Genomic DNA, 23632 nt, shown 5'->3' with positions numbered 1-23632 from the left:
AGGAGGACCGACGCATTGGCCCAGAGTCCGACACTCGGCGCGCTTCCCATGGGCGGGACTGCCGTGACGGCGACGGCGCGCCCGGCGCAGGCGCGAGCCGGCGCCGATGAGCCGTCCCGGCCGAGCGTGTCCCTGATCGTCTGCACGGTCGACCGCCTCGACCCGCTCGAGCGCCTTCTCGTCTCGCTGCGCGCGCAGACCCTGCGGCCGCTGGAGATCGTGATCGTCGATCAGAACCCGGCCCGGTACCTCACCGGTCTGCTCGCCCGCTTCCAGGACCTGCCGCTGGTGCACCTCGTCGATCTGGCCGAGGAGCGCGGCCTGTCGCGCGCGCGCAATCTCGGCCTGTCCTACGCGCGCGGGGATGTCGTGGGCTTCCCCGACGACGATTGCTGGTACGGGCCCGACGTCGTCGCGCGGGTCTCCGCCCTGTTCCGGCAGGGCGGCTCCGATCTGATTACCGGGCGCACCACCGATGCGGCGGGCCGCGAGACGGTGAGCGCCCATCCGGCACGGACCGGCGCGATCGGCCGCGAGACCGTCTTCAGCGCAGGCAATTCCAACGGCCTGTTCGTCCGCCGCACCCTCGCCGCGCAGGTCGGCGGCTTCAACGAGGGCCTGGGTCTCGGCGCGCCGACGCCGTTCCAGTCCGGCGAGACCGGCGACTTCATCCTGCGCTGCCTCGCCGTCGAGGCCGCCTGCCGGCACGAGCGCGACCTCGTCGTGCATCACGCGCGCAATCGGCCGTCCCGGGCCGACGGCCTTCGGAGCCGGCTGCGCGCCGTCGCGGCCTCATTCACCCGCGGCCGGGTGGATGCCACGGAGTCCCGCTCGACGGAATCCGGTCCGGCCGTCTTCGGGCTGCGCTTCGCCTCCGTCGACCAGGGCGGGCTGGCCGAGCAGCTCACCGCGGTCCCCGTGCCGCCCGGCACCGGTCCGCGCATCCTGGCCACCGCCAATCTCGACCATATCGTGCATCTCTCGCGCAACCGCGCCTTTCGCGAGGCCTACGACCGCGCCTGGACGATCACGGCGGACGGGATGCCGGTCTATCTCTACGCCCGCCTGCGGGGTGCCCCCGTCCCCGGGCGCGTCACCGGCTCGGACCTGTTCACCCGCCTGATGGGGATGCTGCAGCCGTCGCGCCACCGCTGCTTCTTCGTCTGCAGCTCGGACGTCGTGGCCGAGCGCCTGGAGCGTCAGCTCCTCTCCCGCGGCTTCGCGCGGGACGCGATCGCCTTCGTCGTTCCCCCCTACGCCTTCGAGCGGGACACGGCCTACTCGGACGCGCTCGCCGCGCGTATCCGCCGGCACCGAGCCACGCACCTGTTCCTCGGTGTCGGCGCCCCGAAATCCGACCTCTGGACCGATCGCTATCGGGCCGTCATCGGCGATTGCTACGTGCTGAACATCGGGGCCGCCCTCGACTTCCAGGCCGGCACCCAACGGCGCGCGCCCGTCCTGATGCGGCGGGTCGGCCTCGAATGGGCGTGGCGCTTCGCGAGCAACCCGCGCCGGCTCTACCGCCGCTACTTCGTCGATTCCTGGCAGTTCCTCTGGCTGGTCGCGCGCGACCTGATCCAGCCCGCCCGGATGGCCGGCGCGGGCGGCCGAAAGATCGGTGCCGGGCCCGATGCGTGACCGCCTGAACCGGGCCGCGCGGCGCACGCCGTCGGCCCGCGAGACCGAATTGATACCGTCATACGTTGGAGGTCGAGGAATGCACCAAGGGGTCGCAGTCAAGTTCGAGGGACAGGATCGCCTGCTCTACCGGGCAGCGCCCGATGCCGTCGACCGGCCGCGACACGCGGCGCGGCCGATCGAGTGCCGGGCGCGCGCCGCCAACGGCGCCGCGGTGAAGCGCGGGATCGACATCGCCATCGCGGCGACCGCACTGGTCTTCCTGATCCCGGTGTTCCTGATCGTCGCGATGCTGATCAAGGCCGAGACGCGCGGGCCGGTCTTCTTCCGCCAGCGGCGCTACGGTCTGAACCGGCAGCCCTTCGAGATCTTCAAGTTCCGCACGATGACGGTGCTCGAATCCTCGGGCGCCTTCAGGCAGGCCACGGCCAACGACGCGCGCGTCACCCAGACGGGTCGCTTCCTGCGGCGGTCGAGCCTCGACGAGATGCCCCAGCTCATCAACGTGCTGGTCGGCGACATGTCGCTCGTCGGTCCCCGGCCGCATGCCATCGCGATGGACGACACCTACACCACGATGGTCGACCACTACGACGACCGCTTCCTCGTCCGCCCCGGACTGACCGGCCTCGCCCAGATCACCGGCTGCCGCGGCCCGACCGATACGCACGACAAGATCACCCGGCGGATCAGCCGCGACCGCGCCTACATCCGCCGCTGGTCGCCGCTGCTCGACATGGCGATCGTGATGCGCACGCCCGTGAGCCTGGTGAAGGACCCGAACGCCCTGTGAGCGCGCACGGATCCCATTCTCGACGCGCGGGTGCAGCCCGGCATCCGACGCGCCGCGCCGCCCTGTCGGGCCTCGCGGGCGCCGCCGGCCTCGGCCTGCTGCGGGCCCCCGCACGGGCCGCGGCGGCCGGCGGGATCGCCTATCCGGGCGTCAACCTCTCGGGCGGCGAGTTCGGCGATCTCGGGCGTCCTCTCGGCCAGGGCTATATCTATCCGGCGGATACGGCCTTCGCCTATTACGCCCGCCACGGCATGAAGCTCGTGCGCCTGCCGTTCCGGGTGGAGCGCCTGCAGCCCGAGGCGATGGGCGCGCTCGCGCCGAAGGACCTCGGCGAGATCGTCCGCTGCGTCGCCGCCGCGAAGGCGGCCGGCCTCGTGATCATCCTCGACGCCCACAATTACGGGAAGCGGGCCGACCGCCCGATGGAGGCCACCGATCTCGCCGACCTCTGGAGCCGGATCGCCCGGCGCTTCCGGGACGAGCCGCACGTCTCCTACGGCCTGATGAACGAGCCCGTCGCCTTCACGGCGGCGGCGTGGCGTCCCGTGGTGGACCGCACCGTGAAGGCGATCCGCGATCTCGGCTCCGACCAGCGCCTCATGGTGCCGGGCGGCGGCTGGACGGGCGCCCATGCCTGGGTCTCGGACGGCAATGCCGACGCCTTCGCCGACTTCTCCGACAGCAACTTCCTGTTCGAGGTCCATCAATACCTCGACCCGAACAGCTCGGGGACCGATCCCCAGGCCTACGCACCCGGCGCCGGCGGACAGCGCCTGCGCGCCTTCACCGACTGGGCACGGGCCCGCAAGGCGCGCGCCTTCCTGGGCGAGTTCGGCTTCGCGCTGCCGGCCGGGCGGGACGAGGCCGGCGCGCTCCTCGGTTTCATGGCCGCCAACGCGGATGTCTGGACCGCCTACGCGTACTGGGCCGGCGGTCCGTGGTGGGGCGACTACCCGTTCAGCATCGAGCCGGACCAGAACGGCGACAAGCCGCAGCTGAAAATGCTGCAGCAATACATGTGATCGCCGGATTCAGATCAGGAACACCATGACGATGACGACACCACCTGTCGCGACGACTTGCGACACCCGTGCGCGCCGCGGGGTGCGGCCTTGAGCGGTCTCGCCCGGCAATCCGTTGCCAATGCGGTGGCGACGGGATCGATCCTGCTCGCGGGCGCGATCAGCACGGTCGTGGTGGCCCGTCTGCTCGGCCCCGTGAACCTCGGCGTCGTCACCTACGCGGCCTGGCTCGTCAGCATCACCCTGATGGTGGCCGATCTCGGCATTCCGGGGGCGCTCGCGCGCTATCTGCCGGAACTGCGCCGCTCGGGCGATCCGGGTGCCGCGGACGGGCTGACCCATTACCTGTTCCGCCGTTACCTGCTGGCAGCCGGCATCGCCGCCGCCGCGATGCTCGCGGTCGCGCTCTGGCACCTGCCCGACCGGCAGCCGGGCGGCATCGATCCGGCGACCTACAAGACCGATCCGGTGTTCTGGGCCTTCGTGGCCGCCGCCATCCTGAGCCAGAGCAGCTCCAGCTTCCTCCAAGGCGTCCTGCGCGGGCGGCAGGCCTTCGGGTCGATGGCGCGCGTCATGCTCATCGCCGCGGCGGTCCAGATCGGGATGACCATCGTCGGCGCGCTGCTGTTCGGGATCGCGGGGGCGCTGCTCGCCGCCGTCCTCGTCGGCCTCGCGCCCGCCCTCTACCTGATGGGCACGCTCCGATCCGGCGATCCGGTCCCGCCGGCCCTGCGCGGGCGGATCCTGCGCTATTGCGGGCTGACCTGGACCTCGTACCTGCTGTCGGCGATCACCTGGGCGCGTACCGAGATCCTGTTCCTCGAGCGCAGCTGGGGCACCGAGGCCGTGGCGCTGTTCTCGGTCGGGCTCACGCTGGCGAACCTCGCCGTGCAGGCGCCGCTCCTGCTCACCGGCACGCTGCTGCCGTATCTCGCCGAGCACATCGCGGCCGACCGGCACGCGCAGGCGGTGGAGACCTACCAGACCGGGATGCGCTACCTCGCGCTCGCCGCCTTCCCGGCCTGCTTCGGCGTGGCGGCGATCGCCCCGGTCTTCGTGCCGCTCGTCTACGGCCCGGCCTTCGCGGCGGCCGTGCTGCCCGCCGCCCTGCTGATCGTGGCCTCGGCCTTCTCGGCGCTCACCGCCGTGACCTACATCTTCATGAACGCGGCCGAGCGGAACCGCTTCACGGTGTGGTCGGGGGTCGCGGGCGCCGTCACGATCCTCGCCTCGGGGCTGACCATCGTGCCGGCCTACGGCCTGATGGGGGCCGCCACGATGCGCGCCGTGGTGCAGATCGTCACGGCCGGCGCCTCGATCTGGTACGTCCGCCGCTACCTGAACGCGCCCGCGCCGCTCGGCCAGATCGTGCGCATCGTGGCCGCCGCCTCGGCCTGCGGCGCCGTCGCGTTCGCCATCCTCCGGCTCGTGCCGCAGCCGGCCGCGCTCGCGCCCGCGATCCTCGCCGGCATGGCGACCTACGCGGTGGCGCTCAAGCTCCTCGGCTGCATCACCCCCCGCGACGCCGAGCGCATCCGCCAGATGGTGTCCGCGCTGCCCTCGCCGCTGGCCGGGATGATGGCCGGCGCCGTGCGCTTCTACGGCTGAGCGCCAGCCCCCGAGCCGCGCGCGGACGGAACCGCCGCCCGCGCCCACAGACCAGACACGGAGTTCGGAAGCCGATGCGTTCCTCGTCCATTCTCGTTGTCGGCGCAGGCTTCGCCGGCGCCGTCGCCGCCCGCCTCCTCGCCGAGGCCGGCCACGACGTCGACGTGATCGACAAGCGCCCCCACATCGCCGGCAACGCCTACGACGAGGTCGACGCGCAGGGCGTGCGGATCCACCGCTACGGCCCGCACCTGTTCCACACCAACAACGAGCGCGTGGTGGCGTGGCTCTCCCGCTTCACGACCTGGACGCCCTACGCCCACCGCGTCACCGCCCGCCTGCCCGACGGCGAGCACGTGCCGCTGCCGGTGAACCGGCGCACGCTCGAGGTGGTGTTCGGGCGCCCCGTGCGCGACGAGGCCGAGGCGAAGGCTCTGCTCGCCGAGAAGGCGGTCGCGCTCGATCACGCGCCCCGCAACGCCGAGGAATACCTGCACGCCAATATCGGCCGGGAACTCACCGACCTGTTCTTCGCGCCCTACACACAGAAGATGTGGGGCCTGTCCCTGAGCGACATGGACGCGGCGGTGGTCAAGCGCATCCCGATCCGCTTCGACGACGAGGACCGCTACTTCCCCAATGACGGCTTCCAGGCCCTGCCGAGCGACGGCTACACCGCGATGATCGGCCGGATGCTCGACCACGACCGCATCGGCGTCACCACCGGCCGCGCCTTCGAGCGGGAGATGCTGGAGGGGCGCCCGTTCAGCTTCCTCTGCTGCCCGATCGACGAGTATTACGACTTCCGCTTCGGTCCGCTGCCCTACCGCTCGATCCGCTTCCACCACGCGGCGATCCCGCGCGCGGAGGCCGCGGTGCCGACGCCGACCGTGAACTTCACCGACCGCTCGCCGCAGACCCGCAGCACCTACTGGCACCTCCTGGCCGGCCACGACCTCGCGGGCGGCCCGATGGTCACGCGCACCACCGAGGAACCCTGCGACTACCGGGACAACGATTTCGAGCGCTACTACCCGGTCAAGACCGCGGACGGCCGCTACGAGGAGCGCTACAAGGCCTACCGGGCGCTGGCCGATGAGGACGACCGCCTCGATTTCATCGGCCGCTGCGGCACCTACCAGTATCTCGACATGCATCAGGTGGTGAGCCAGACCCTCACCATCGTCGAGCGCTGGCTCGCGGCCCGTTCGGCCGGGCGCGTGCTCGCCGAGAGCCGCATCGCTTGAGCGGGGCCCCGGCCGTGACGCGGATCGACGTGATGATGCCGGTCTTCAACGGCGCCGCCACGATCGCCCAGGCGATCCGCTCCGTGCAGGCCGACCGCTACGGGACCATCGGCATCGTGGTGGTGGATGACGGGTCCACGGACGGGACGGCGGGCATCGTCCAGGGCCTCGCGGCCGAGGACCCGCGCATCCGCTACATCCGCCAGGAGAACCGCGGCATCGCCGCCGCCCGGCAGCGAGCGCTGGAGGCGACGGAGAGCGCATACGTCTCCCAGCTCGACGCGGACGACATCTCCGACCCCGAGCGCCTGTCCTGCCTGATGGCGCATCTGCACGACGCGCCGGGCTGCGTCGCCGTCTGCGGCGCAGCCCGGCATATCGACGCCGACGGCCGCCCCACCGGGCACGTGGTCCGCCTCGCCGCGCCGGATGAGGCCGATCCGCACTGGTACCCGGCGCGCGAGCCCGCCCAATTGCCCTTCGCGCTCTGGCGCCGCGACGCGCTGATGCGGGTCGGCGGCTACCGTCCGTTCGTCTACGGCGAGGATGTCGATCTGTCCTGGCGACTCGCCGAGATCGGCTCCGTCGACAACCTCGACGCGGTGGTGGGCTCCTACCGCTTCCACGCGAGCAGCACCGGCGGCTCGCTCGTGAATTCCCGCATCCTCGCGGTCGATACCCAGCGCGCCGCCCTGTCGGCCCGGCGCCGGCGCGCGGGCCGGCCCGACATCCCGTTCGAGGCCGACCTGAAAGCGGCCTATCGCGGCGCCGAGACGATCGCCGGCATGTGCGCGCTGCTGGAGGCGCATCTCACGCCGGAGGAGGGGCAGGTCCTGCGCGCCGCCACGGCCTTCAAGCTGCTCGGATGGCTGCAGGATCGCCACCAGATTCCGGACCCGTCCGACTGCGCCTTCATCCGCGCGGCCTACGAGGCAGCGCCCGGCATGAGCCGGCGGAACCGGAAGGAAATCGACCGCACCCTCTCGGTGGTGGCCGCGCGCCTGCTCGAGGCCGGGCATTGGGCCCTAGCGGTCCGGCTCGCGCCGCCCGCGCTACTGCCGGTCGCCGCGGTGCGGGCGCTGACGCGCCGGCACTGAGCGCCGATCGCCCTCGGGCAAGCTCCGCCGGGGCACCGGCGGCGCCTCGGCCAAGAGGGTGACGGTCACCCGCCGGTTCGGGGCCAGATAGGGATTGTCGGGAAACAGCGGCTCGGTATCGGCCTTGCCGGTGACCGAGGCGAGGCGATCGTCCGGGACGCCTGCGCCCGCGCGGATCTCGCGCATTGTCCCGGCGCGGCTCGGCCCGTCGGGGACCATCGCCCGCCCGCCCTGATCGACGATCGACACGGCGAGGCCCTTCCCGGTCCGGACAATGCAGGATCACCGAGACGGAAATCGGATCATCGTCGCGACGGTGGCGCCGCCGAACACCACGACCGCGGCAGGCTCCGAGGCGCAGGCCCCGAAATGGCCGCCGTCGAGCCTGATCAGCCTCACCACGACGCCGAGGCCGGACAGGAGCCCGCGTGCGGTTGCGAGATCCGTGGACGGGCAACCGGCTGGATTTTCGACGATCGGGCTCGAGCGGCGCTTGTCGCGGGCTCCCCGGCAGCGTTAGGAAATCTTGCTGAACGAACCGTAAAGAGCGCGCCCCGGGCCGGCCGCCCGTCATGCGGCGTTCAGCCTGGGCCGGTCATATGAGGGTCCGCAGCTGGACGTTCGGGCCTGCCCGAGCACCCGGCGGCAAGAGACAAGAGTGAGACGCGCGCCCGGACGGCCGCGGATCCACGGAGGGGTCGGCGCAGGAAACCCGGAGAACGGGACCGCGCCGAGGAGCGGGTACCGGAGTTCGCATGTCGCTGGTTCGTCTCTACGCGCGGGTGCTGGGGCTGCTCGGCACCGACCGCAAGCTCGCCTGGGGCCTTGCCGGCGCGAACGTCATGCTGGCGGTGGCCTCCTTCGCCGAGCCGCTCCTGATGGGTCGCATCATCGACCAGCTCACCCACCTGAAGCGGGGCGGCGACGCCATGGGCACGATGCTGCCCCTGATCCTCGCCTGGGTCGGCTTCGGCTTCTTCACCATCGCGGCCGGTGTCGCCATCGCGCTCCATGCCGACCGGCTCGCCCACCGCAACCGGCTGGCCACCATGGCGCGCTATTTCGAGCACGTGCTTGACCTGCCGCTGGCCTTCCACGCCTCGAACCATTCCGGCACCGTGCTCAAGGCGATGCTGGAGGGGACCAACGGCATGTCGGGCTTCTGGCTCGGCTTCTTCCGCGACCATTTCGCGGCGCTGATCTCCCTCGGCGTGCTGCTGCCGATGACGCTCCTGGTGAACTGGAAGCTCGGCTCGATCCTCGTCGTGCTGGTGCTGGTGTTCACGGCGCTCACCACCTTCGTGATGCGCCGGACCGAGACGCTTCAGGATCGCGTCGAGCACTACAATTCGGGCCTCGCCGCCCACGCCTCGGACGCGCTCGGCAACGTGGCGGTGATCCAGTCCTTCACCCGCGCCAAGGCGGAGAAGGACGCGATGCGCGACATCATCCGCAACCTGCTGGCCGCGCAGATCCCGGTCCTGTCGTGGTGGGCGCTCGCCAACGTGGCGACCCGGGCCTCCGCGACCCTGACCATGACGGCGATCTTCATCACCGGCATCCTGCTCTATCAGGCCGGCACCACCACCGTCGGCGAAGTCGTCGCCTTCATGAGCCTCGCCACTGCCCTCGTCTCGCGCCTCGACCACGTGGTCGGCTTCGTCAACGGCGTGTTCCAGCAGGGCCCGAAGATCGCCGAGTTCTTCGCGATCTTCGACACGGTGCCGAGCGTGCGCGACCGGCCGCAGGCGCAGCAGGTCGCCCGGTTCGAGGGCGACGTCAGCTTCGAGGACGTGGCCTTCTCCTATGACGGCCGCCGCCGCGCCCTGGACGGCGTCTCGTTCTCCGCCAAGGCCGGCGAGACGGTGGCGCTCGTGGGCACCACGGGCTCGGGCAAGTCGACGACCCTCGGCCTGCTCCACCGCAGCTTCGACCCGGCCTCCGGCGCGATCCGGATCGACGGCATGGACATCCGCGACGTCGGCCTCTCCAGCCTGCGCCACAACATCGGCGTGGTGTTCCAGGAGCCGATGCTGTTCGCCCGCTCGATCCGCGAGAACCTCCAGGTCGGGCGGCCCGATGCCAGCGACGCCGAGATGCTCGACGCCCTCGACCGCGCCCAGGCCAGCGCCTTCATGGCCCGCCAGCCGAACGGGCTCGACACCATCATCGGCGAGCGCGGCCGCTCGCTCTCCGGCGGGGAACGCCAGCGCCTCTCGATCGCCCGGGCCCTGCTGAAGAACCCGCCGATCCTGATCCTCGACGAGGCGACCTCCGCTCTCGACGCGGCGACCGAGCGCCGCCTGCAGGGCGCCCTCGAGGCGGTGATGGAGGGGCGCACCACTTTCGTGATCGCCCACCGCCTCGCCACGATCCGCGACGCCGACCGCATCCTGGTGTTCGACGAGGGACGGATCGTGGAGTCCGGGAGCTTCGACGATCTGGTCGCGCAGGGCGGCCGCTTCGCCGAGCTCGCCCGCGCGCAGTTCATGGCCGCCGAGGTCGAGGACAGCGACGCCGAGATGGCACTCGCCGCCTGAGCCCCGCGCAGAAAAAAGGCCCGCCTGGGTGAGGCGGGCCTGAGGTGCTCTTGGGGATCGCATGGAGTACGGGCGGTCAATGCGGGCGATGCCCGCGGGGTTCCGCCCAGGCGTGGCCATTGCCGGAAACGTGATCGTGCGCGGACCGATCCGGAGCGTCCGATCGGTCCGGCGGGTCAGGGCGGCGCCACGCCCGCCCGCCGCGCCTGCATCCGGGCCTGAAGGCGGGCACGGCGCGCCGCGATCACCGTGCCGTTGATCTCGCCCCCGAACAGGAACATCGCGGCGAGCCAGTAGAGGAAGACGAGGAACACCATCGCGGTGGCGAGGCCGCCATAGGTCGAGCTGTAGGCGTTCGAGAACCGGTCCAGGTAGAAGCCGAACCCGAGCCCCGCGAAGAACCACAGCATCAGCGTCACGCCGACCCCCGGGAGCACGTAGACGATCGAGCGGCGCCCGGCGGCCACGAATTTGTGGGCGATGACGAGGACCAGGGCGAGCAGGAAGGCGGTCACGCCGATCCGTCCGATCGCCACGGTGAGGCCCAGCGGCTCGAGCCCCGGTGCCACGTTGACGATGGTGCGCCAGATCAGCGGGCCGAGCACCACGAGAAGCGCGAAGGCCAGCATGGCGAAGGCGCCGCAGACCACGTAGCCGATCGATTCGAGGCGCGTCAGCCACCAGGGACGGCTCTCGCGCAGGCCGTAGGCGCGGTTGAGACCGACGCGCAGGCTCTCCACGCCCGACGACGAGAAGTAGAGCGCCAGCACCGCGCCGATCGTGAGCACGCCACCGCGCTGCTCCGTGAGCACCCGGTGCATCTCGGTGACGATGGGGCGCGCGACCTCGCGCGGCCAGGCGTCGAAGATGAGGACGCTCGCCTCGTCCGCCAGGGATTTCGAGCCGAAGAGGCCGCCGAGCGCCGCCAGGAGGATCAGGAACGGGAAGAGCGAGGTCAGGGTCGAGAGCGCGATGTGGCTCGCGATCGCCCAGCCGTCATGCGCGACGAAGCGCTGCGCGGCGATCGCGGCAATCCCGAGGATGCGGCGCGGACTCGATTGGACTGACATGGCGGGACGGGTCTTTACACCGGATCCCCGCCGAGGCGAGAGCGCCGTCCGATCGCCCGCGCCGGGTTGGCCCCACGGCCGAGTTCCCGCTACAGGGTCCGCCCTCTCTCCCCCGTCACAGGTCCGATGGCCCGCTCCGCGTCCGATCCGGCACATCCCGCGCTGCGCCTCGTGCCGGGGCTCTTCGTCCTGATCTGGTCGAGCGGCTTCATCGTCGCCCGGCTCGTCGCGCCCCATGCCGAGCCCTTCACCTTCCTGAGCCTGCGATACCTGTGCACGGTCTGCGTCCTCAGCAGCGCCGCGCTGCTCGCGCGGGCGCGCTGGCCCGTCGGATGGCGGGGCTGGCGCGACGCCCTGCTCGCCGGGATCCTGCTGCAGGGGGTCTATCTCGACGGCGTGTTCTGGGCGGTGAGCCGCGGCCTGCCGGCCGGTCTGACCGCGCTGATCACCAGCCTGCCGCCGCTGCTCACGGCGCTGGTCGCGGGCCCGCTGCTCGGAGAGCGCGTCTCACCCCGGCGCTGGCTCGGGGTCATCGTCGGCGGGGTCGGGGCCGGGCTGGTCCTCGCCCCGAAGCTCGGCTCGGGCGCCGACGCGCTTCCGCTCGACGCGCTCGCCGCATGCTTCGGGGCGACGCTCGCCCTGACGGCCGGCACCCTGTGGCAGAAGCGCTCCGCGACGGGAGTCGACCTGCGCACCAACGCGGCCGTGCAGTTCCTCGGGGCGGGGCTGATGACGCTGCCGCTCGCTCTTCTTCTGGAGGAGGGACGGTTCGACGCCTCCCCGCAGGCCCTCGCCGGGCTCGCCTGGGCGGTGCTCGGCCTCTCGGTCGGCGGCGTGTCGCTCCTGCTCTGGCTGATCCGGCGCCAGGCGGTCGCGGGCGTCTCGGCCCTGTTCTACTTGGTGCCGGCCGTCTCGGCCGTGATGGCCTACGCCCTGTTCGGCGAGGCGCTCAGCCTCGTGCAGATCGCCGGAATGGTGGTGGCGGTGCTCGGCGTGGCGCTCGCGAGCCGGGGCTGAGGACGATGTGTCGCGCGGCTGCGGGCGCGAACGGCCGCCCGCCTTGCACCATGGTGCAAGACGGGCCCAATTCACTTTCCTTGACGCCCGAGGCAAATAAAAAAACATCTCCGGCCAAGCGGATCGCCCTATAACGGGGCCAACCCGATCCGACCCTTTCGAGAAGGTGCGCGCATGTCAGCCTCCCCCGTCCTCCAGACCGCGCCGCAGGATATCGTCACCCTGGCGACCGAAGCCGGCACCGCGGCCAAGAAGCTCGTGGCCGAGGCCACGCGGCGCGTGCGCACCCGCGTGCTCGGGGCCGACGGCAAGATCGACGCGGGCAAGCTCGAGGCCGAGCAGCACGCCGCCCACGGCCTCGCCTGGCTCGCCGTCTACGGCGAGGCCGTGCGCGAGCTCGGCACCTACGCGCAGAACCTGCAGGCCGCGGGCAAGCTCGGCGAGACCGAGACGCTGCTCGTGAAGATCGGCGCCGGCGAGTATCTCGACCAGATGTTCGGCGGCATCCCGATGAGCCAGGGCGAGATGGTGCGCCCGACCGGCTCGCTCGGTCTCTCGTCGAAGGAGCTGGCGCAGTTCCGCACCGAGGCCGTCGAGGCCCTGATCGCCGACGGCAACACCCCCGAGAACCGTGCGGCGCTCGTCGCCCGGATCCGCCAGGGCGGCGGCTCCGCGACGATCGGCGAGACCGGCCTCGACGAGGACATGGAGGCGATCCGCTCCGAGATGCGCCGCTTCGGCAAGGCCGAGGTGGTGGACCAGGCCCACGAGTGGCACCTCAAGAACGACTACATCCCGATGGAGGTGGTGCAGAAGATGGCCGAGCTCGGCGTCTTCGGCCTGACCATCCCGGAGGAGTACGGCGGCATGGGCCTGCCGAAGATCTCCATGTGCGTGGTCTCGGAGGAGCTGTCCCGCGCCTATATCGGCGTCGGGTCCCTCGGCACCCGCACCGAGATCGCCGCCGAGCTGATCCTGTGCGGCGGCACCGAGGAGCAGAAGCAGCGCTTCCTGCCGCGCCTCGCCTCCGGCGAGATCCTGCCGACCGCGGTCTTCACCGAGCCGAACACCGGATCCGACCTCGCCTCGCTGCGCACCAAGGCGGTCAAGGACGGCGACACCTGGAAGATCTCGGGCAACAAGACCTGGATCACCCACCCCGTGCGCGCCGACATCATGACGGTCCTGGTGCGGACGAAGCCCGAGGAGAAGGGCCATCGCGGCCTCTCCATGCTGATCGCCGAGAAGCCGCGCGGCGGCGACGCCAACCCGTTCCCGGTCGAGGGCCTGTCGGGCGGCGAGATCGAGGTGCTCGGCTACCGCGGCATGAAGGAGTACGAGCTTGCCTTCGAGAACTTCCCGGTGCCGGCCGCCAACCTGCTCGGCGAGGTCGAGGGCAAGGGCTTCGCCCAGCTCATGCAGACCTTCGAATCCGCCCGGATCCAGACGGCGGCGCGCGCCGTCGGCGTGGCGCAATCCGCGCTCGACCTCGGCCTGCGCTACGCCGAGGAGCGCGTGCAGTTCGGCAAGGCGCTGATCGAGTTCCCCCGCGTCGCCGACAAGCTCGCGATGATGGCGGTGGAGATCAACATCGCCCGCCAGCTCACCTACTTCTCGGCCCGCGAGAAGGACGAGGGCAAGCGCTGCGACCTCGAGGCCGGGATGGCGAAGCTCCTCGGCGCCCGCGTCGCCTGGGCCGCCGCCGACAACGCCCTGCAGATCCACGGCGGCAACGGCTTCGCGCTGGAGTACCAGATCAGCCGCGTGCTCTGCGACGCCCGCATCCTCTCGATCTTCGAGGGCGCGGCCGAGATCCAGGCCCAGGTCATCGCCCGCCGCCTGCTGGAGCAGTGATCGGATCCCCGATGGGTGCCCCTCATCGCAGCCCGTACCGGTTCTGATCGATCCCCGTCTTCCCGGAACCGCTCGGGGAAGACCGTCACCGAGTGGTTCGGCGCCCTCCCGAGTCCTCTTGGGAGGGCCGCTCCGACCGATTCCGGCAACGGCGTCCCGGCGCCGGATGCGGATCTTCGGCATTAGGCGGGCCTGCCCGCAGGTGTCTCCGTCGACGTGGGTCATGCCCAGAAAGGCCCGGCCTGCTCGGCAACCAGCGACCGCCAGCCGGCAGCCGAGATTGATTTCCCTAACGTGAGGTTGGCCTAATCACGCCTGTCGAATCGGATCCGCGGACGAATGCAGATCTGACGACGGGAGGACGCCATGACGAAGTCTGTCTCCGCGAAGCAGCCGCGAACCTTCGACACGCTGCGCGACACGGTCGATTTCCGCGATACCCTCTATGTGCCGACCCTCGTGCGGGTCCGCCCCGCATCCGACCTCGCGGCCTATCGGGCCAGGAAGGTCCCCGTCCTCGACCAGGGCCGGGAGGGCGCGTGCACCGGCTTCGGCCTCGCCACCGTCGCCAATTACCTGCTGCGAGCCCGCGGCGAGAGCCCGGACGCCGACGCCGTCAGCGCCTGGATGCTCTACACGATGGCCAAGCGCTACGACGAGTGGCCGGGCGAGAGCTACGACGGGTCGAGCGCCCGGGGCGCAATGAAGGGCTGGCACAAGCACGGCCTCTGTGCGTGGCGGCTCTGGAAGGACAACCACGACACGACCTTGACGGAGATGCGGGCGGCGGACGCGATCCAGAGGCCGCTCGGCGCCTATTTCCGCGTCAATCACAAGGACCTCGTCGGGATGCATGCGGCGATCACCGAGGTCGGCGTCCTGTTCGCCACGGCGACGGTGCACGAGGGCTGGCAGGCTGTGAAGAGCGGCGACGAGGAGATCGCCTTCCGGCCCACGCCGCTCGGAGGCCATGCCTTCGCGATCGTCGGCTACGATCGCGAGGGGTTCTGGATCCAGAACAGCTGGGGCACCGCCTGGGGCGCGGGCGGGCTCGCGCGGCTGTCCTACACCGACTGGCTCGTCAACGGGACGGATTGCTGGGTGGCCGCGCTCGGCGCGCCGGTGCATTTCGAGCAAGCCTTCGCCAACGCGCCGATGATGTCGGGCGCGCCGCACAGCTACGAGAGCCGGACCTATTCCGACCTGCGGCCACACATCGTGATGGCGACGGACGAGGGCCTTCTCGACCCCAACGGCAGCTTCGGCCTGACCGAGAAGGGCCTGCGCAACATCGTGGCCGAGCGGCTGCCGAAGCGGGTCGAGGCGTGGTCGCGCAAGCGCGTCGTGCTCTACGCCCATGGCGGCCTCGTGAAGGAGGAGAGCGCGATCCAGACCGTGGCGAACAATCTCGAAGCGCTGATGCGCGAGGAGGTCTATCCGATCTCGTTCATCTGGCACTCGGACGCGATCTCGACGCTGCGCAACATCCTTCGCGACGCGATCCTGGGACGCCGAAGCGAGGGCGTTCTCGACGCGGCCAAGGACTTCATGTTCGACCGCATCGACGACACATTGGAGCCCCTCGCCCGGATCCTCGGCGGAAAGGCGCTCTGGGACGAGATGAAGGAGAATGCCGAGGGCGCGACCCGACGGGCCAAGGGTGCCGCCCGCCTGACGGCCGGCCACCTCGCCGATCTCCATGCACAGGGCAAAATCGACGAGATCCACCTCGTCGGTCATAGCGCGGGCGCGGTCTTTCACGCCCAACTCGCGGCCTACCTCGTCCAGAAGGGTGTCCCGATCAAGAGCGTGTCGCTCTGGGCTCCCGCCTGCACGATCAAGACCTTCGACGATGTCTACAAACCGCTGATCGAGGGCGGCCAGATCGAGGCCTTCGACCTCTACACGCTGGACGACGCGACCGAGCAAGCTGACGATTGCGCCGACATCTATCACAAGTCCCTGCTCTACTTGGTCAGCGCGGCCCTCGAAGCGATTCCGCGGGTTCTGGGCGGCACGCCGCTGCTGGGATTGCAGCGCGATGCGGGCACCCTGATACCGGACGCTTTCTGGCGAAGCGGGAGGGCGACGTGGTTCGTCGCCCCGGGCAATCACAGCAAGGCGACCCATCACGGGGACTTCGATGACGACCCGACCACGCTGCTCACCACCCTCGCGCGGATCACGGGGCGGACGGTCTCGGGCGCGGCGAAGCAGGCCGCCGGCATGACGCGGATGGAATCGCCGGTCCGCATCCGCCGCGGCCGCCGCAGCTTCGCGGCCGCGCTGATGCGCTGAGCCGCGAGAGAGCAGGCGGCCCCGGCCGCCTGCCGCCGCGCCTATTTGGTGATCTTGACGGAGACCGGATCGCTCGACGGGAAGGTCTCCTCCAGGGCGTCATCCAGGCGCTCGTCCAGCTTCTCCTGCTTGTTCTCGGGATTGGCCTTGTCGCCGGGCTTGGCGCTGCCCTGCTGGAATCCCGGCTTGTCGGCGCCCTCGGGCACGGTGCTGTTCTGGCTCATCGGACGCTTCCTGACGCGATCGCGCACCCTCGGGTGCTGTAGGGCGACAACGCGAGCGGCGGCGGGCCGTTGCAGGCGAGGGCCCGAGGCCGGCGTTTACCCGGCGGCAGCAGGATGGGCGCTAGGCTGCCGCGAGGGTGCGGCGGCGGAGAGGCCGATCCGGCCTCCGTCGAGGCCGCCCATGCACGTCGTCATCCTGGCCGAGTTCGCCGCGCCGAGCGGCGGTGCCGAGAAGGTCGCTCTCGAATCGGCCCGCGGGCTCGCCGATCTCGGCCATGCCGTGACCTACCTGCAGGCGATCGACGGGCCGGTCGATCCGCTGCTCGATCACCCGCGGATCGACCGGGTGGTGCTGGGCCTCCCCGATATCTGGAGCCGCAACCCGGTCGCGGGCGCCGCGTCCGGCATCTGGCACCGCGCCGCGGCGGCGGCAGTGGCGCGGGCGCTCGCCGGCCTCCGCCAGCCGGCCGATTGCATCCATGTCCACCAATGGACCCGCAGCCTGTCGCCCAGCGTGTTCCCGGTCCTGACCGGCACCGGCCTGCCCGTGCTGGTGACGCTGCACGATTATTTCCTGGCTTGCCCCAACGGGGTCTATTACCGCTTCGACCGTGAGGAGCCCTGCGGCTTGCGCCCGCTGTCGGCCGCCTGCATCGCCGCCCCCTGCGATCCCAAGACGCGCCTGCACAAGATGGTGCGGGTCGCGCGCGGCGCGGCAATCCGCCGGGCGCTGGGCTCGCACCGGCTCCACGCGGTCCATGTCTGCGACGCCAGCCGCATCCGGATGGGCGCGATGCTCGACGGGTACGACCTCGTGCATCACCGCGTCGACAACCCGGTCCGGGCGGTGCAGGGCGCGCCCGCCGCACCGGAGCGCGGCGACGCCGTCGCGTATGTGGGCCGGCTGACCCGCGAGAAGGGCGCCGATCTGGTGGCCGAGGCGGCGGCCGCGGCCGGAATCCCGGCCGTGTTCATCGGGACGGGACCGCTCGAGGCGGAGCTGCGCGGCCGGCCCGGAGTCGAGTTGCTGGGCTGGCAGGCGCCGGATGCCGTGCAGGCGATCCTGCGCCGCCGCGCCCGGGCCCTGGTCGCACCGTCGCGCTGGTACGAGACCGGCCCGCTCACCGTCTACGAGGCGCTCGCGGCCGGAATCCCGGTGATCGCCTCGGACCGCTCGGGCGCGTCGGAGAAGGTGGCACACGGCGTCGGCGGCTTCGTCGTCCCGCCCGAGACCGCGGCCGTCGCCGCGGCCATCGCGGAGCTGGCCGACGATGCGCGGGCCGCGGAGCTCGGTCGGGGCGCGCATGAAAGGTTCTCGGCCGCACCGCTCGGCATCGCCGCGCATGCCCGCGCCATCGCGGACCTGTACGCGCAGATCACCGCGCGATGCCGCGACGCAGCGCACCATGCATCGCCGGCCGCAATCTCGTCGCACTACGCAGGCGCGGGACTCTAGTCTGCACTGTCGAAGCTCTTATCCGCACCTTGCCTCGGCCGCGGAGTTGCGCGAAGGTCACGCCGATCGATGCGCCGGCTCAAACCGGGACTGTGCAGGGCTGTATGACGGACCTGCCGCGGAAACCTTGGCCTCGACAGACGTGACGCCCGGCTTGGCCGGCTCAACGTTGGTCGCTCGGCCGACAGTCACGCCGATTTGTCATGTTGCGGCGCAACATTTTCCGGCGCTCGCCTTGACGCCTTTATTGCAATGCAACATATCTCCCGTTGCCAGTCGTGGCCGAGTCGGTCGGGTTGTCCCCGGCCCTGGAGCGGAGAGACAGATGCAGACCCCGAACTTCGAGATCCCCACCGAGATGCGCAATTTCGCCGAGAAGAGCGTCGACCAGGCCCGCAACGCCGTCGGCGCGCTGATGAGCAACGCGCACAAGGCCGCCGAGCAGGTCCAGACCGGAAGCCAGACCTTCCAGTCGACCATGACCGCCGCCATCGCCAAGGGCTTCGACCACGCCCAGACCAACGCCAACGCCGCCTTCGACTTCGCCCAGAAGCTCGTGCGGACGAAGGATCTGCGCGAGGCCTACGAGCTGCAGACCGAGTTCGTCCGCAGCCAGTTCGCGACCCTGCAGTCGCAGGCGAAGGACTTCGGCAGCCTCGCCCAGAGCGCCGTTCGCTGAAGGCGACACGGCCCGTCACGGGTCGACTGGCCGGGAGCCTGCGCAGCGCGCAGGCTCCCCAAAACGGCTTAGACCCCTGTCCAGGCCCGGGCGACGTCCCGGCCTGAACCGGGTTCCGGAAGGAGGCGAGTGATGGCTAGGCAGCGCAATTCCAAGGGCAGACGCTTCGAGGGAAGCACGGCACCCGGAGACGAGCCGGATTCGGCGTCCCTGTCCGAACAGCCCGAGGGAACCGACGCGCCGGCCGAGCCGCAGGACGCGGCGCCCGATCTTCAGGACGCGATGCCGGAGGCGGCGCCGGAGCCGCTCCACGAGGAACTCTTCGCCTCGACCTCGACCGGTACGCTGGAGGTCGCGATCCAGGCCGACGGCGCGCCGGATCTGCCGAGCGCGCCGGCTGGGGACGACGCGTCTCACGACACGGTGACGGCGGAATCGGGCGAGCCCGAGGACGACACCGCCGCGTCCGAACCCGCACCCGAGCCCGTTCACGAGGCGGCCGAGGGCGATGGGACCGCGCAGGCCGATGGGCCTGTGCAGGCCGAAGGGCCTGTGCAGGCCGAGGCGAACGCGGCCGATTCCGAGCCGGCCGTGCCCCATGTCTCGGAGCCGGAGCCGGTCCAGGCCGAGGCTGCAATCGAGAGCCTGCCCGAGGCGGCCGTCGAGCCCGCCGCGGCGGCGATGGCCGACACGGCGGAGATCCTGTCGGTCGCGGCCTCCGAGGCTCCGGCCGAGGCGGTCCCCGCATTGATCGAGGCCCGGACGGCACGCGCCGCCTACGCCCCGATGTGGATCGATCTGGAGGGCATCGGCGCGGTCCTGATCCGCTACATGCGGGACGAGAGCGCGGCGGCTCTGAGCCACATGCGCACCCTGAGCGAGGTGCGCTCGCCCGCCGACATGATCCGCCTCCAGGTCAACGAGATGCAGCGGGCCGCCGATGCGTCCCTGACCTGCTGGGCGAGCCTCGCCCGTCACGCGGGCGTGTCCCTGCCCCGGCACTGAGGGTGCCTGTCGCCGCCGCGCAACAGCCGCGGCGGCATCGAACGGAACGCGGCAACGCGCGGTTAACCACGTTTCCCCTATGCCGTAACGGAAGGCACGGGAGACAGCAGCCGATCGATGCCGAGCCGCGCACGCCTGATTCGTTCCGTGATCCTCGCCCTCGCCCTCGCGGGCGGCGCCGCGACCGCGCCGCGCGCCCAGGACGGGCTCCGGCCTAACGCGGTCGCGATCGCGGCCGATCTCGCCAGCGCCGGCAGCGCCACCAAGCTCACCCTGACGCTCTCCCGCGCGGTCGAGGCGCGCGCCTTCGTGATGGAGCGGCCGGACCGCGCGGTGATCGACCTGCCCGAGGTCAATTTCCAGCTCGGACCCGATACCGGCCGGCGGCGCGACGGGGTGGTCCAGTCGTTCCGCTACGGGCTGTTCGCCCCCGGGCGCTCGCGGATCGTGGTCGACCTGGCGGGGCCGGCGACCGTCGGCCGGATCGAGACCGTGACCCGCCCGCGCGACGGGGCGGTGCTGATGACGATCCCGTTCCAGCGCGTCGAGCGCGAGGCCTTCCGCAAGGCGGCCGCCGCGAGCGACCCGGCCCCCGCTCTCGCCAAGGCGACCGTGCCCGAGGCCGCCGATCCGCGGCCCCTGATCATGATCGATGCCGGGCATGGCGGCACCGATCCGGGCGCGATCGCGGTGGGCGGCGTTTTCGAGAAGGACATCGTGTTCGGCTTCGCCCAGTCGCTCGTGGCACGCCTGGAGAATAGCGGGCGCTACCGCGTGCGCATGACGCGCGACCGGGACGTCTTCGTCCCCCTGGCCGAGCGGGTCCGCATCGCGCGCGAGGCCCGGGCGGACCTGTTCGTATCGATCCACGCCGACTCGATCTCGGCGGCGCCCCAGGTGCGCGGCGCCACGATCTACACCGGCTCCGAGAAGGCGACCGACAGCGAATCCGCCAAGCTCGCCGAGCGCGAGAACCGGGCCGACGCGGCCGCGGGCGCCGATGCCAACGAGGGGCCGGCCGACGTCGCCGACATCCTGCAGGAGCTGACGCTGCGCGAGACGCGCGGCTTCTCGTCCGGGTTCGCCCGGACCCTGATGGGGCAGCTCAGCCCCGTGATGGAGATGAGCACCAAGCCCCACCGCGAGGCCGGCTTCCGGGTGCTGCGCTCGCCGGACGTGCCGAGCGTGCTGGTGGAACTCGGCTACCTCTCCAGCAAGCGCGACCTCGAGATGCTGCAGACGCCGGAATGGCGCGACAGCGTCACGGGCTCGATGGCGAAGGCGATCGCCCTGTTCTTCGACAACCGCGCGACCCTCGGGCGCCCGGCCGTCGCCACGCGCCGCGCCGCGGCAATCGCCCCAGTTTCACCATAGATCCGGTGTCGATACGGGGCATCGAATTGCCCTGCCGGATCGACCGCTTCGACGGTGCCGGATAGGGTATGGTCGTCCCGAAGGCTCCGTGAGCCTGCTGCCGGGACGCCCGAACCCCAAGCCGAGATCGGTCACCGCGGCCGAGCCACCGACGGGCGGAACACCGGATGCGCTTGATCCTACGCTTCTTCGGCTTCCTGTTCAGCGCCTGTGCGGTGCTGTTCGTGGTCGGCGCGGCCGCCGGGGCGTTCTTCTACTGGAAGTACAGCCAGGACCTGCCGGACCACGCCGCGCTCGCGAATTACGAGCCGCCGGTGATGACGCGCGTCCACGCCTCGGACGGATCGCTGCTCGCCGAATACGCGCGCGAGCGGCGCCTGTACCTGCCGATCCAGGCGATGCCCAAGATCGTGGTCGCGGCCTTCCTCTCGGCCGAGGACAAGAACTTCTACAAGCACGGCGGCATCGATCCCGAGGGCATCGTGCGCGCGGTGCTGACGAACGCCAAGAGCGGCAAGAAGCAGGGCGCCTCGACCATCACCCAGCAGGTGGCCAAGAACTTCCTGCTGTCGGCCGAGCAGACCTACGACCGCAAAATCAAGGAAGCGCTGATCGCCCTGCGCATCGAGGCGGCCTATTCCAAGGACAAGATCCTCGAGCTCTACCTCAACGAGATCTTCCTCGGCACCATCGTTCCGGGCCGCAACCTGCACGGCGTCGCGGCCGCCGCGCTCGACTATTTCGGCAAGTCGGTCCACGAGCTGACCATCAACGAGGCGGCCTATCTCGCCGCCCTGCCGAAGGGCCCGAACAACTACCATCCCTACCGCAAGACCCAGGCGGCGCTCGATCGGCGCAACGAGATCATCCGCCTGATGCGCGAGAACGGCTACATCACCCGCGAGGAGGAGGAGGCCGCCAAGAAGCAGCCGCTCGGCGTGAACCCGCGCGTCGCCTTCCCGAACGCCGCCAACGCCAATTACTTCACCGAGGAGGTCCGCCGCGAGATCTCCGAGCGCTACGGCGAGAAGAAGCTCTACGAGGGCGGACTCTCGGTGCGGGCGACCCTCGACCCGAAGATGCAGTCCTGGGCTCGCAAGGCCCTCATCGACGGTCTCGTGCGCTACGACCAGTCCCACGGCTGGCGCGGCGCGGTCACCAAGGTCGACCTGACCGGCCGCGACTGGGGCATGGCGGCGGCCGAGGTGCCGGCTCTCGGCGACGTGGCGCCGTGGCGCCTCGCGGTGGTGCTCTCCACCACCGGCGGCGCCGCCCAGATCGGCCTGCAGCCGCGCCGCGAGGCCTCGGGCCAGATCTCGAAGGACCGCGAGACCGGGACCATCCCGGCGGAGGGCCTGCGCTGGACCGGCCGGTCGGCCGCCTCGGCGCTGTCGCCGGGCGACATGGTCTATGTCGAGGCGATCGATGGTGGCCGCGGCACCTTCCGCCTGCGCCAGAAGCCCGAGGTCTCCGGCGCCATCGTGGCGATGGATCCCTATACCGGCCGCGTCCACGCGATGGTCGGCGGGTTCTCCTACGACGAATCCGAGTTCAACCGCGCGACGCAGGCGATGCGCCAGCCGGGCTCCTCGTTCAAGCCGATCGTCTACTCGGCCGCGCTCGACAACGGCTACACCCCGTCGTCGATCGTGCAGGATTCGCCGATCACCATCGAGGCCGGCCCCGGCCAGGAGGCCTGGACGCCGTCGAACTACGACGGCAAGTCCGGCGGCCCGCATACGCTGCGCTACGGCATCGAGCACTCGAAGAACCTGATGACGGTGCGGCTCGCCAAGGATGTCGGCATGCCGCTGATCGCCGAATACGCCCGCCGCTTCGGCGTCTACGACGACATGCTGCCGGTGCTGCCGATGTCGCTCGGCGCCGGCGAGACTACGGTGATGCGCATGGTCACCGCCTACTCGATGCTGGCCAATGGCGGCCGCCGGATCCGCCCGACCCTGATCGACCGGATCCAGGACCGCACCGGCGAGACGATCTACCGGCACGACAACCGCAAGTGCATCGGCTGCGACGCCGAGAAGTGGTCGGGACAGGACGAGCCGAAGCTGGTGGACGATTCCGAGCAGGTGCTCGACCCGCTGACCGCCTACCAGATGGTCTCGATCATGGAGGGCGTGGTCCAGCGCGGCACCGCGACGATCCTGAAGCAGATCGGCAAGCCGCTCGCCGGCAAGACCGGCACCACCAACGACGCCAAGGATGCGTGGTTCGTGGGCTTCTCGCCGGATCTCGCGGTCGGCATCTATATCGGCTTCGACAAGCCGCGCTCGCTCGGCGACCGCGCCACCGGCGGCGGGCTCGCCGCGCCGATCGCCCTCGACTTCCTGAAGGTCGCCCTGAAGGACAAGCCGCCGACGCCCTTCCGCGTCCCGCCGGGCATCAAGCTGATCCGCGTGGCTCTGGGCTCCGGCATGCGCGCCGGCTCGGGCGAGGGCGCTGGCACCATCCTCGAGGCCTTCAAGCCCGGCACCGCGCCGCCGGACTCCTACGTCGCCCGGCCGGAATCGGCGCCCGCCGCAGTCGCGCCCGACGCCGACCGGGCGGCCCAGGCCGGCGGCCTGTACTGAGGCAGCATCGATCGGACCGCCTGAAGCCCGGTCGCCCGCGTGGCGGCCGGGCCTTTGCGTGGCCGCTCGTGCCGTCTCCGGGCGCCGCGCAAGAAAAAAGCCGCCCCAGAGGGCGG

At 71.0% G+C, this 23632-nt stretch carries 17 protein-coding genes and 1 pseudogene; 15 read left to right on the top strand and 3 right to left on the bottom strand.

All coding sequences use genetic code 11. The features are described 5' to 3' along the window. Positions 1-48 precede the first annotated feature (48 nt). The 6 genes from ACS5RC_RS20335 to ACS5RC_RS20310 all read left to right on the top strand — a co-directional run bounded on the left by ACS5RC_RS20335 (position 49) and on the right by ACS5RC_RS20310 (position 7408). A complete protein-coding gene (locus tag ACS5RC_RS20335) occupies positions 49-1641 on the top strand; it encodes a WecB/TagA/CpsF family glycosyltransferase (RefSeq protein WP_478345733.1) in 1593 nt (530 codons plus the stop codon). A gap of 79 nt (positions 1642-1720) precedes the next feature. After that, complete coding sequence (locus ACS5RC_RS20330) at positions 1721-2434, top strand: sugar transferase (protein ID WP_478345732.1); 714 nt, start codon at positions 1721-1723, stop codon at positions 2432-2434. Beyond that, complete coding sequence (locus tag ACS5RC_RS20325; RefSeq protein ID WP_478345731.1) at positions 2431-3456, top strand: glycoside hydrolase family 5 protein; 1026 nt, start codon at positions 2431-2433, stop codon at positions 3454-3456. Before ACS5RC_RS20330 ends, ACS5RC_RS20325 begins: the two co-directional genes overlap by 4 nt. A 90-nt stretch (positions 3457-3546) precedes the next feature. Further along, positions 3547-5064 carry a lipopolysaccharide biosynthesis protein gene (locus tag ACS5RC_RS20320; RefSeq protein ID WP_478345730.1) on the top strand — a complete coding sequence of 506 codons (1518 nt, stop codon included), beginning with the start codon at positions 3547-3549 and terminating at the stop codon, positions 5062-5064. A 74-nt stretch (positions 5065-5138) separates the two neighbouring features. Next, the gene (locus ACS5RC_RS20315) at positions 5139-6311 is read left to right on the top strand and encodes an FAD-dependent oxidoreductase (RefSeq protein ID WP_478345729.1); all 1173 of its coding nucleotides are present in this window, start codon (positions 5139-5141) and stop codon (positions 6309-6311) included. Further along, positions 6308-7408, top strand: a complete 1101-nt coding sequence (locus ACS5RC_RS20310) for a glycosyltransferase family 2 protein (protein WP_478345728.1) — start codon at positions 6308-6310, stop codon at positions 7406-7408. Before ACS5RC_RS20315 ends, ACS5RC_RS20310 begins: the two co-directional genes overlap by 4 nt. Here the strand turns inward: ACS5RC_RS20310 and ACS5RC_RS20305 are convergent. Then, a pseudogene (locus tag ACS5RC_RS20305) lies at positions 7364-7669 on the bottom strand (hypothetical protein); the annotation flags it as partial. The gene ACS5RC_RS20310 and the pseudogene ACS5RC_RS20305 overlap by 45 nt on opposite strands. Before the next feature lie 494 nt (positions 7670-8163). Here ACS5RC_RS20305 and ACS5RC_RS20300 point away from each other — a divergent pair. Next, positions 8164-9948: a glucan ABC transporter ATP-binding protein/ permease gene (locus tag ACS5RC_RS20300; RefSeq protein WP_478345727.1), complete on the top strand. Its 1785-nt coding sequence runs from the start codon at positions 8164-8166 to the stop codon at positions 9946-9948. A 176-nt stretch (positions 9949-10124) separates the two neighbouring features. On the opposite strand, the gene ACS5RC_RS20295 is transcribed toward ACS5RC_RS20300, so the two are convergent. Further along, positions 10125-11018 (bottom strand): YihY/virulence factor BrkB family protein, encoded by an 894-nt coding sequence (locus ACS5RC_RS20295; RefSeq protein WP_478345726.1) that lies wholly within the window; start codon positions 11016-11018, stop codon positions 10125-10127. A 126-nt stretch (positions 11019-11144) separates the two neighbouring features. On the opposite strand from ACS5RC_RS20295, the gene ACS5RC_RS20290 reads away from it, so the two are divergent. The 3 genes from ACS5RC_RS20290 (at position 11145) to ACS5RC_RS20280 (ending at position 16187) form a co-directional block, all read left to right on the top strand. Beyond that, positions 11145-12035: a DMT family transporter gene (locus ACS5RC_RS20290; RefSeq protein ID WP_478345725.1), complete on the top strand. Its 891-nt coding sequence runs from the start codon at positions 11145-11147 to the stop codon at positions 12033-12035. A 174-nt stretch (positions 12036-12209) separates the two neighbouring features. Then, on the top strand, positions 12210-13889 hold the full coding sequence (locus tag ACS5RC_RS20285) for an acyl-CoA dehydrogenase family protein (RefSeq protein WP_478345724.1): 1680 nt from the start codon (positions 12210-12212) through the stop codon (positions 13887-13889). Positions 13890-14255: 366 nt separating this feature from the next. Then, complete coding sequence (locus tag ACS5RC_RS20280) at positions 14256-16187, top strand: C1 family peptidase (protein WP_478345723.1); 1932 nt, start codon at positions 14256-14258, stop codon at positions 16185-16187. Between the two features lie 41 nt (positions 16188-16228). On the opposite strand, the gene ACS5RC_RS20275 is transcribed toward ACS5RC_RS20280, so the two are convergent. After that, on the bottom strand, positions 16229-16411 hold the full coding sequence (locus ACS5RC_RS20275) for a hypothetical protein (RefSeq protein WP_478345722.1): 183 nt from the start codon (positions 16409-16411) through the stop codon (positions 16229-16231). A gap of 181 nt (positions 16412-16592) precedes the next feature. Here ACS5RC_RS20275 and ACS5RC_RS20270 point away from each other — a divergent pair, with 181 nt between their 5' ends. The 5 genes from ACS5RC_RS20270 (at position 16593) to ACS5RC_RS20250 (ending at position 23516) form a co-directional block, all read left to right on the top strand. Then, positions 16593-17867 carry a glycosyltransferase gene (locus tag ACS5RC_RS20270; RefSeq protein WP_478345721.1) on the top strand — a complete coding sequence of 425 codons (1275 nt, stop codon included), beginning with the start codon at positions 16593-16595 and terminating at the stop codon, positions 17865-17867. A 325-nt stretch (positions 17868-18192) separates the two neighbouring features. Beyond that, entirely contained in the window at positions 18193-18546 is a 354-nt protein-coding gene (locus ACS5RC_RS20265; protein WP_478345720.1) for a phasin, read from the top strand. A 132-nt stretch (positions 18547-18678) separates the two neighbouring features. After that, positions 18679-19551, top strand: a complete 873-nt coding sequence (locus tag ACS5RC_RS20260) for a hypothetical protein (protein WP_478345719.1) — start codon at positions 18679-18681, stop codon at positions 19549-19551. Between the two features lie 117 nt (positions 19552-19668). Next, a complete protein-coding gene (locus tag ACS5RC_RS20255) occupies positions 19669-20925 on the top strand; it encodes an N-acetylmuramoyl-L-alanine amidase (RefSeq protein ID WP_478345718.1) in 1257 nt (418 codons plus the stop codon). Positions 20926-21092: 167 nt separating this feature from the next. Then, complete coding sequence (locus ACS5RC_RS20250) at positions 21093-23516, top strand: penicillin-binding protein 1A (RefSeq protein ID WP_478345717.1); 2424 nt, start codon at positions 21093-21095, stop codon at positions 23514-23516. Positions 23517-23632: the final 116 nt, after the last annotated feature.

It is taken from the genome of Methylobacterium sp. HJ2 (assembly GCF_056431005.1).
This window is presented reverse-complemented; position numbering and strand designations above follow the sequence as displayed.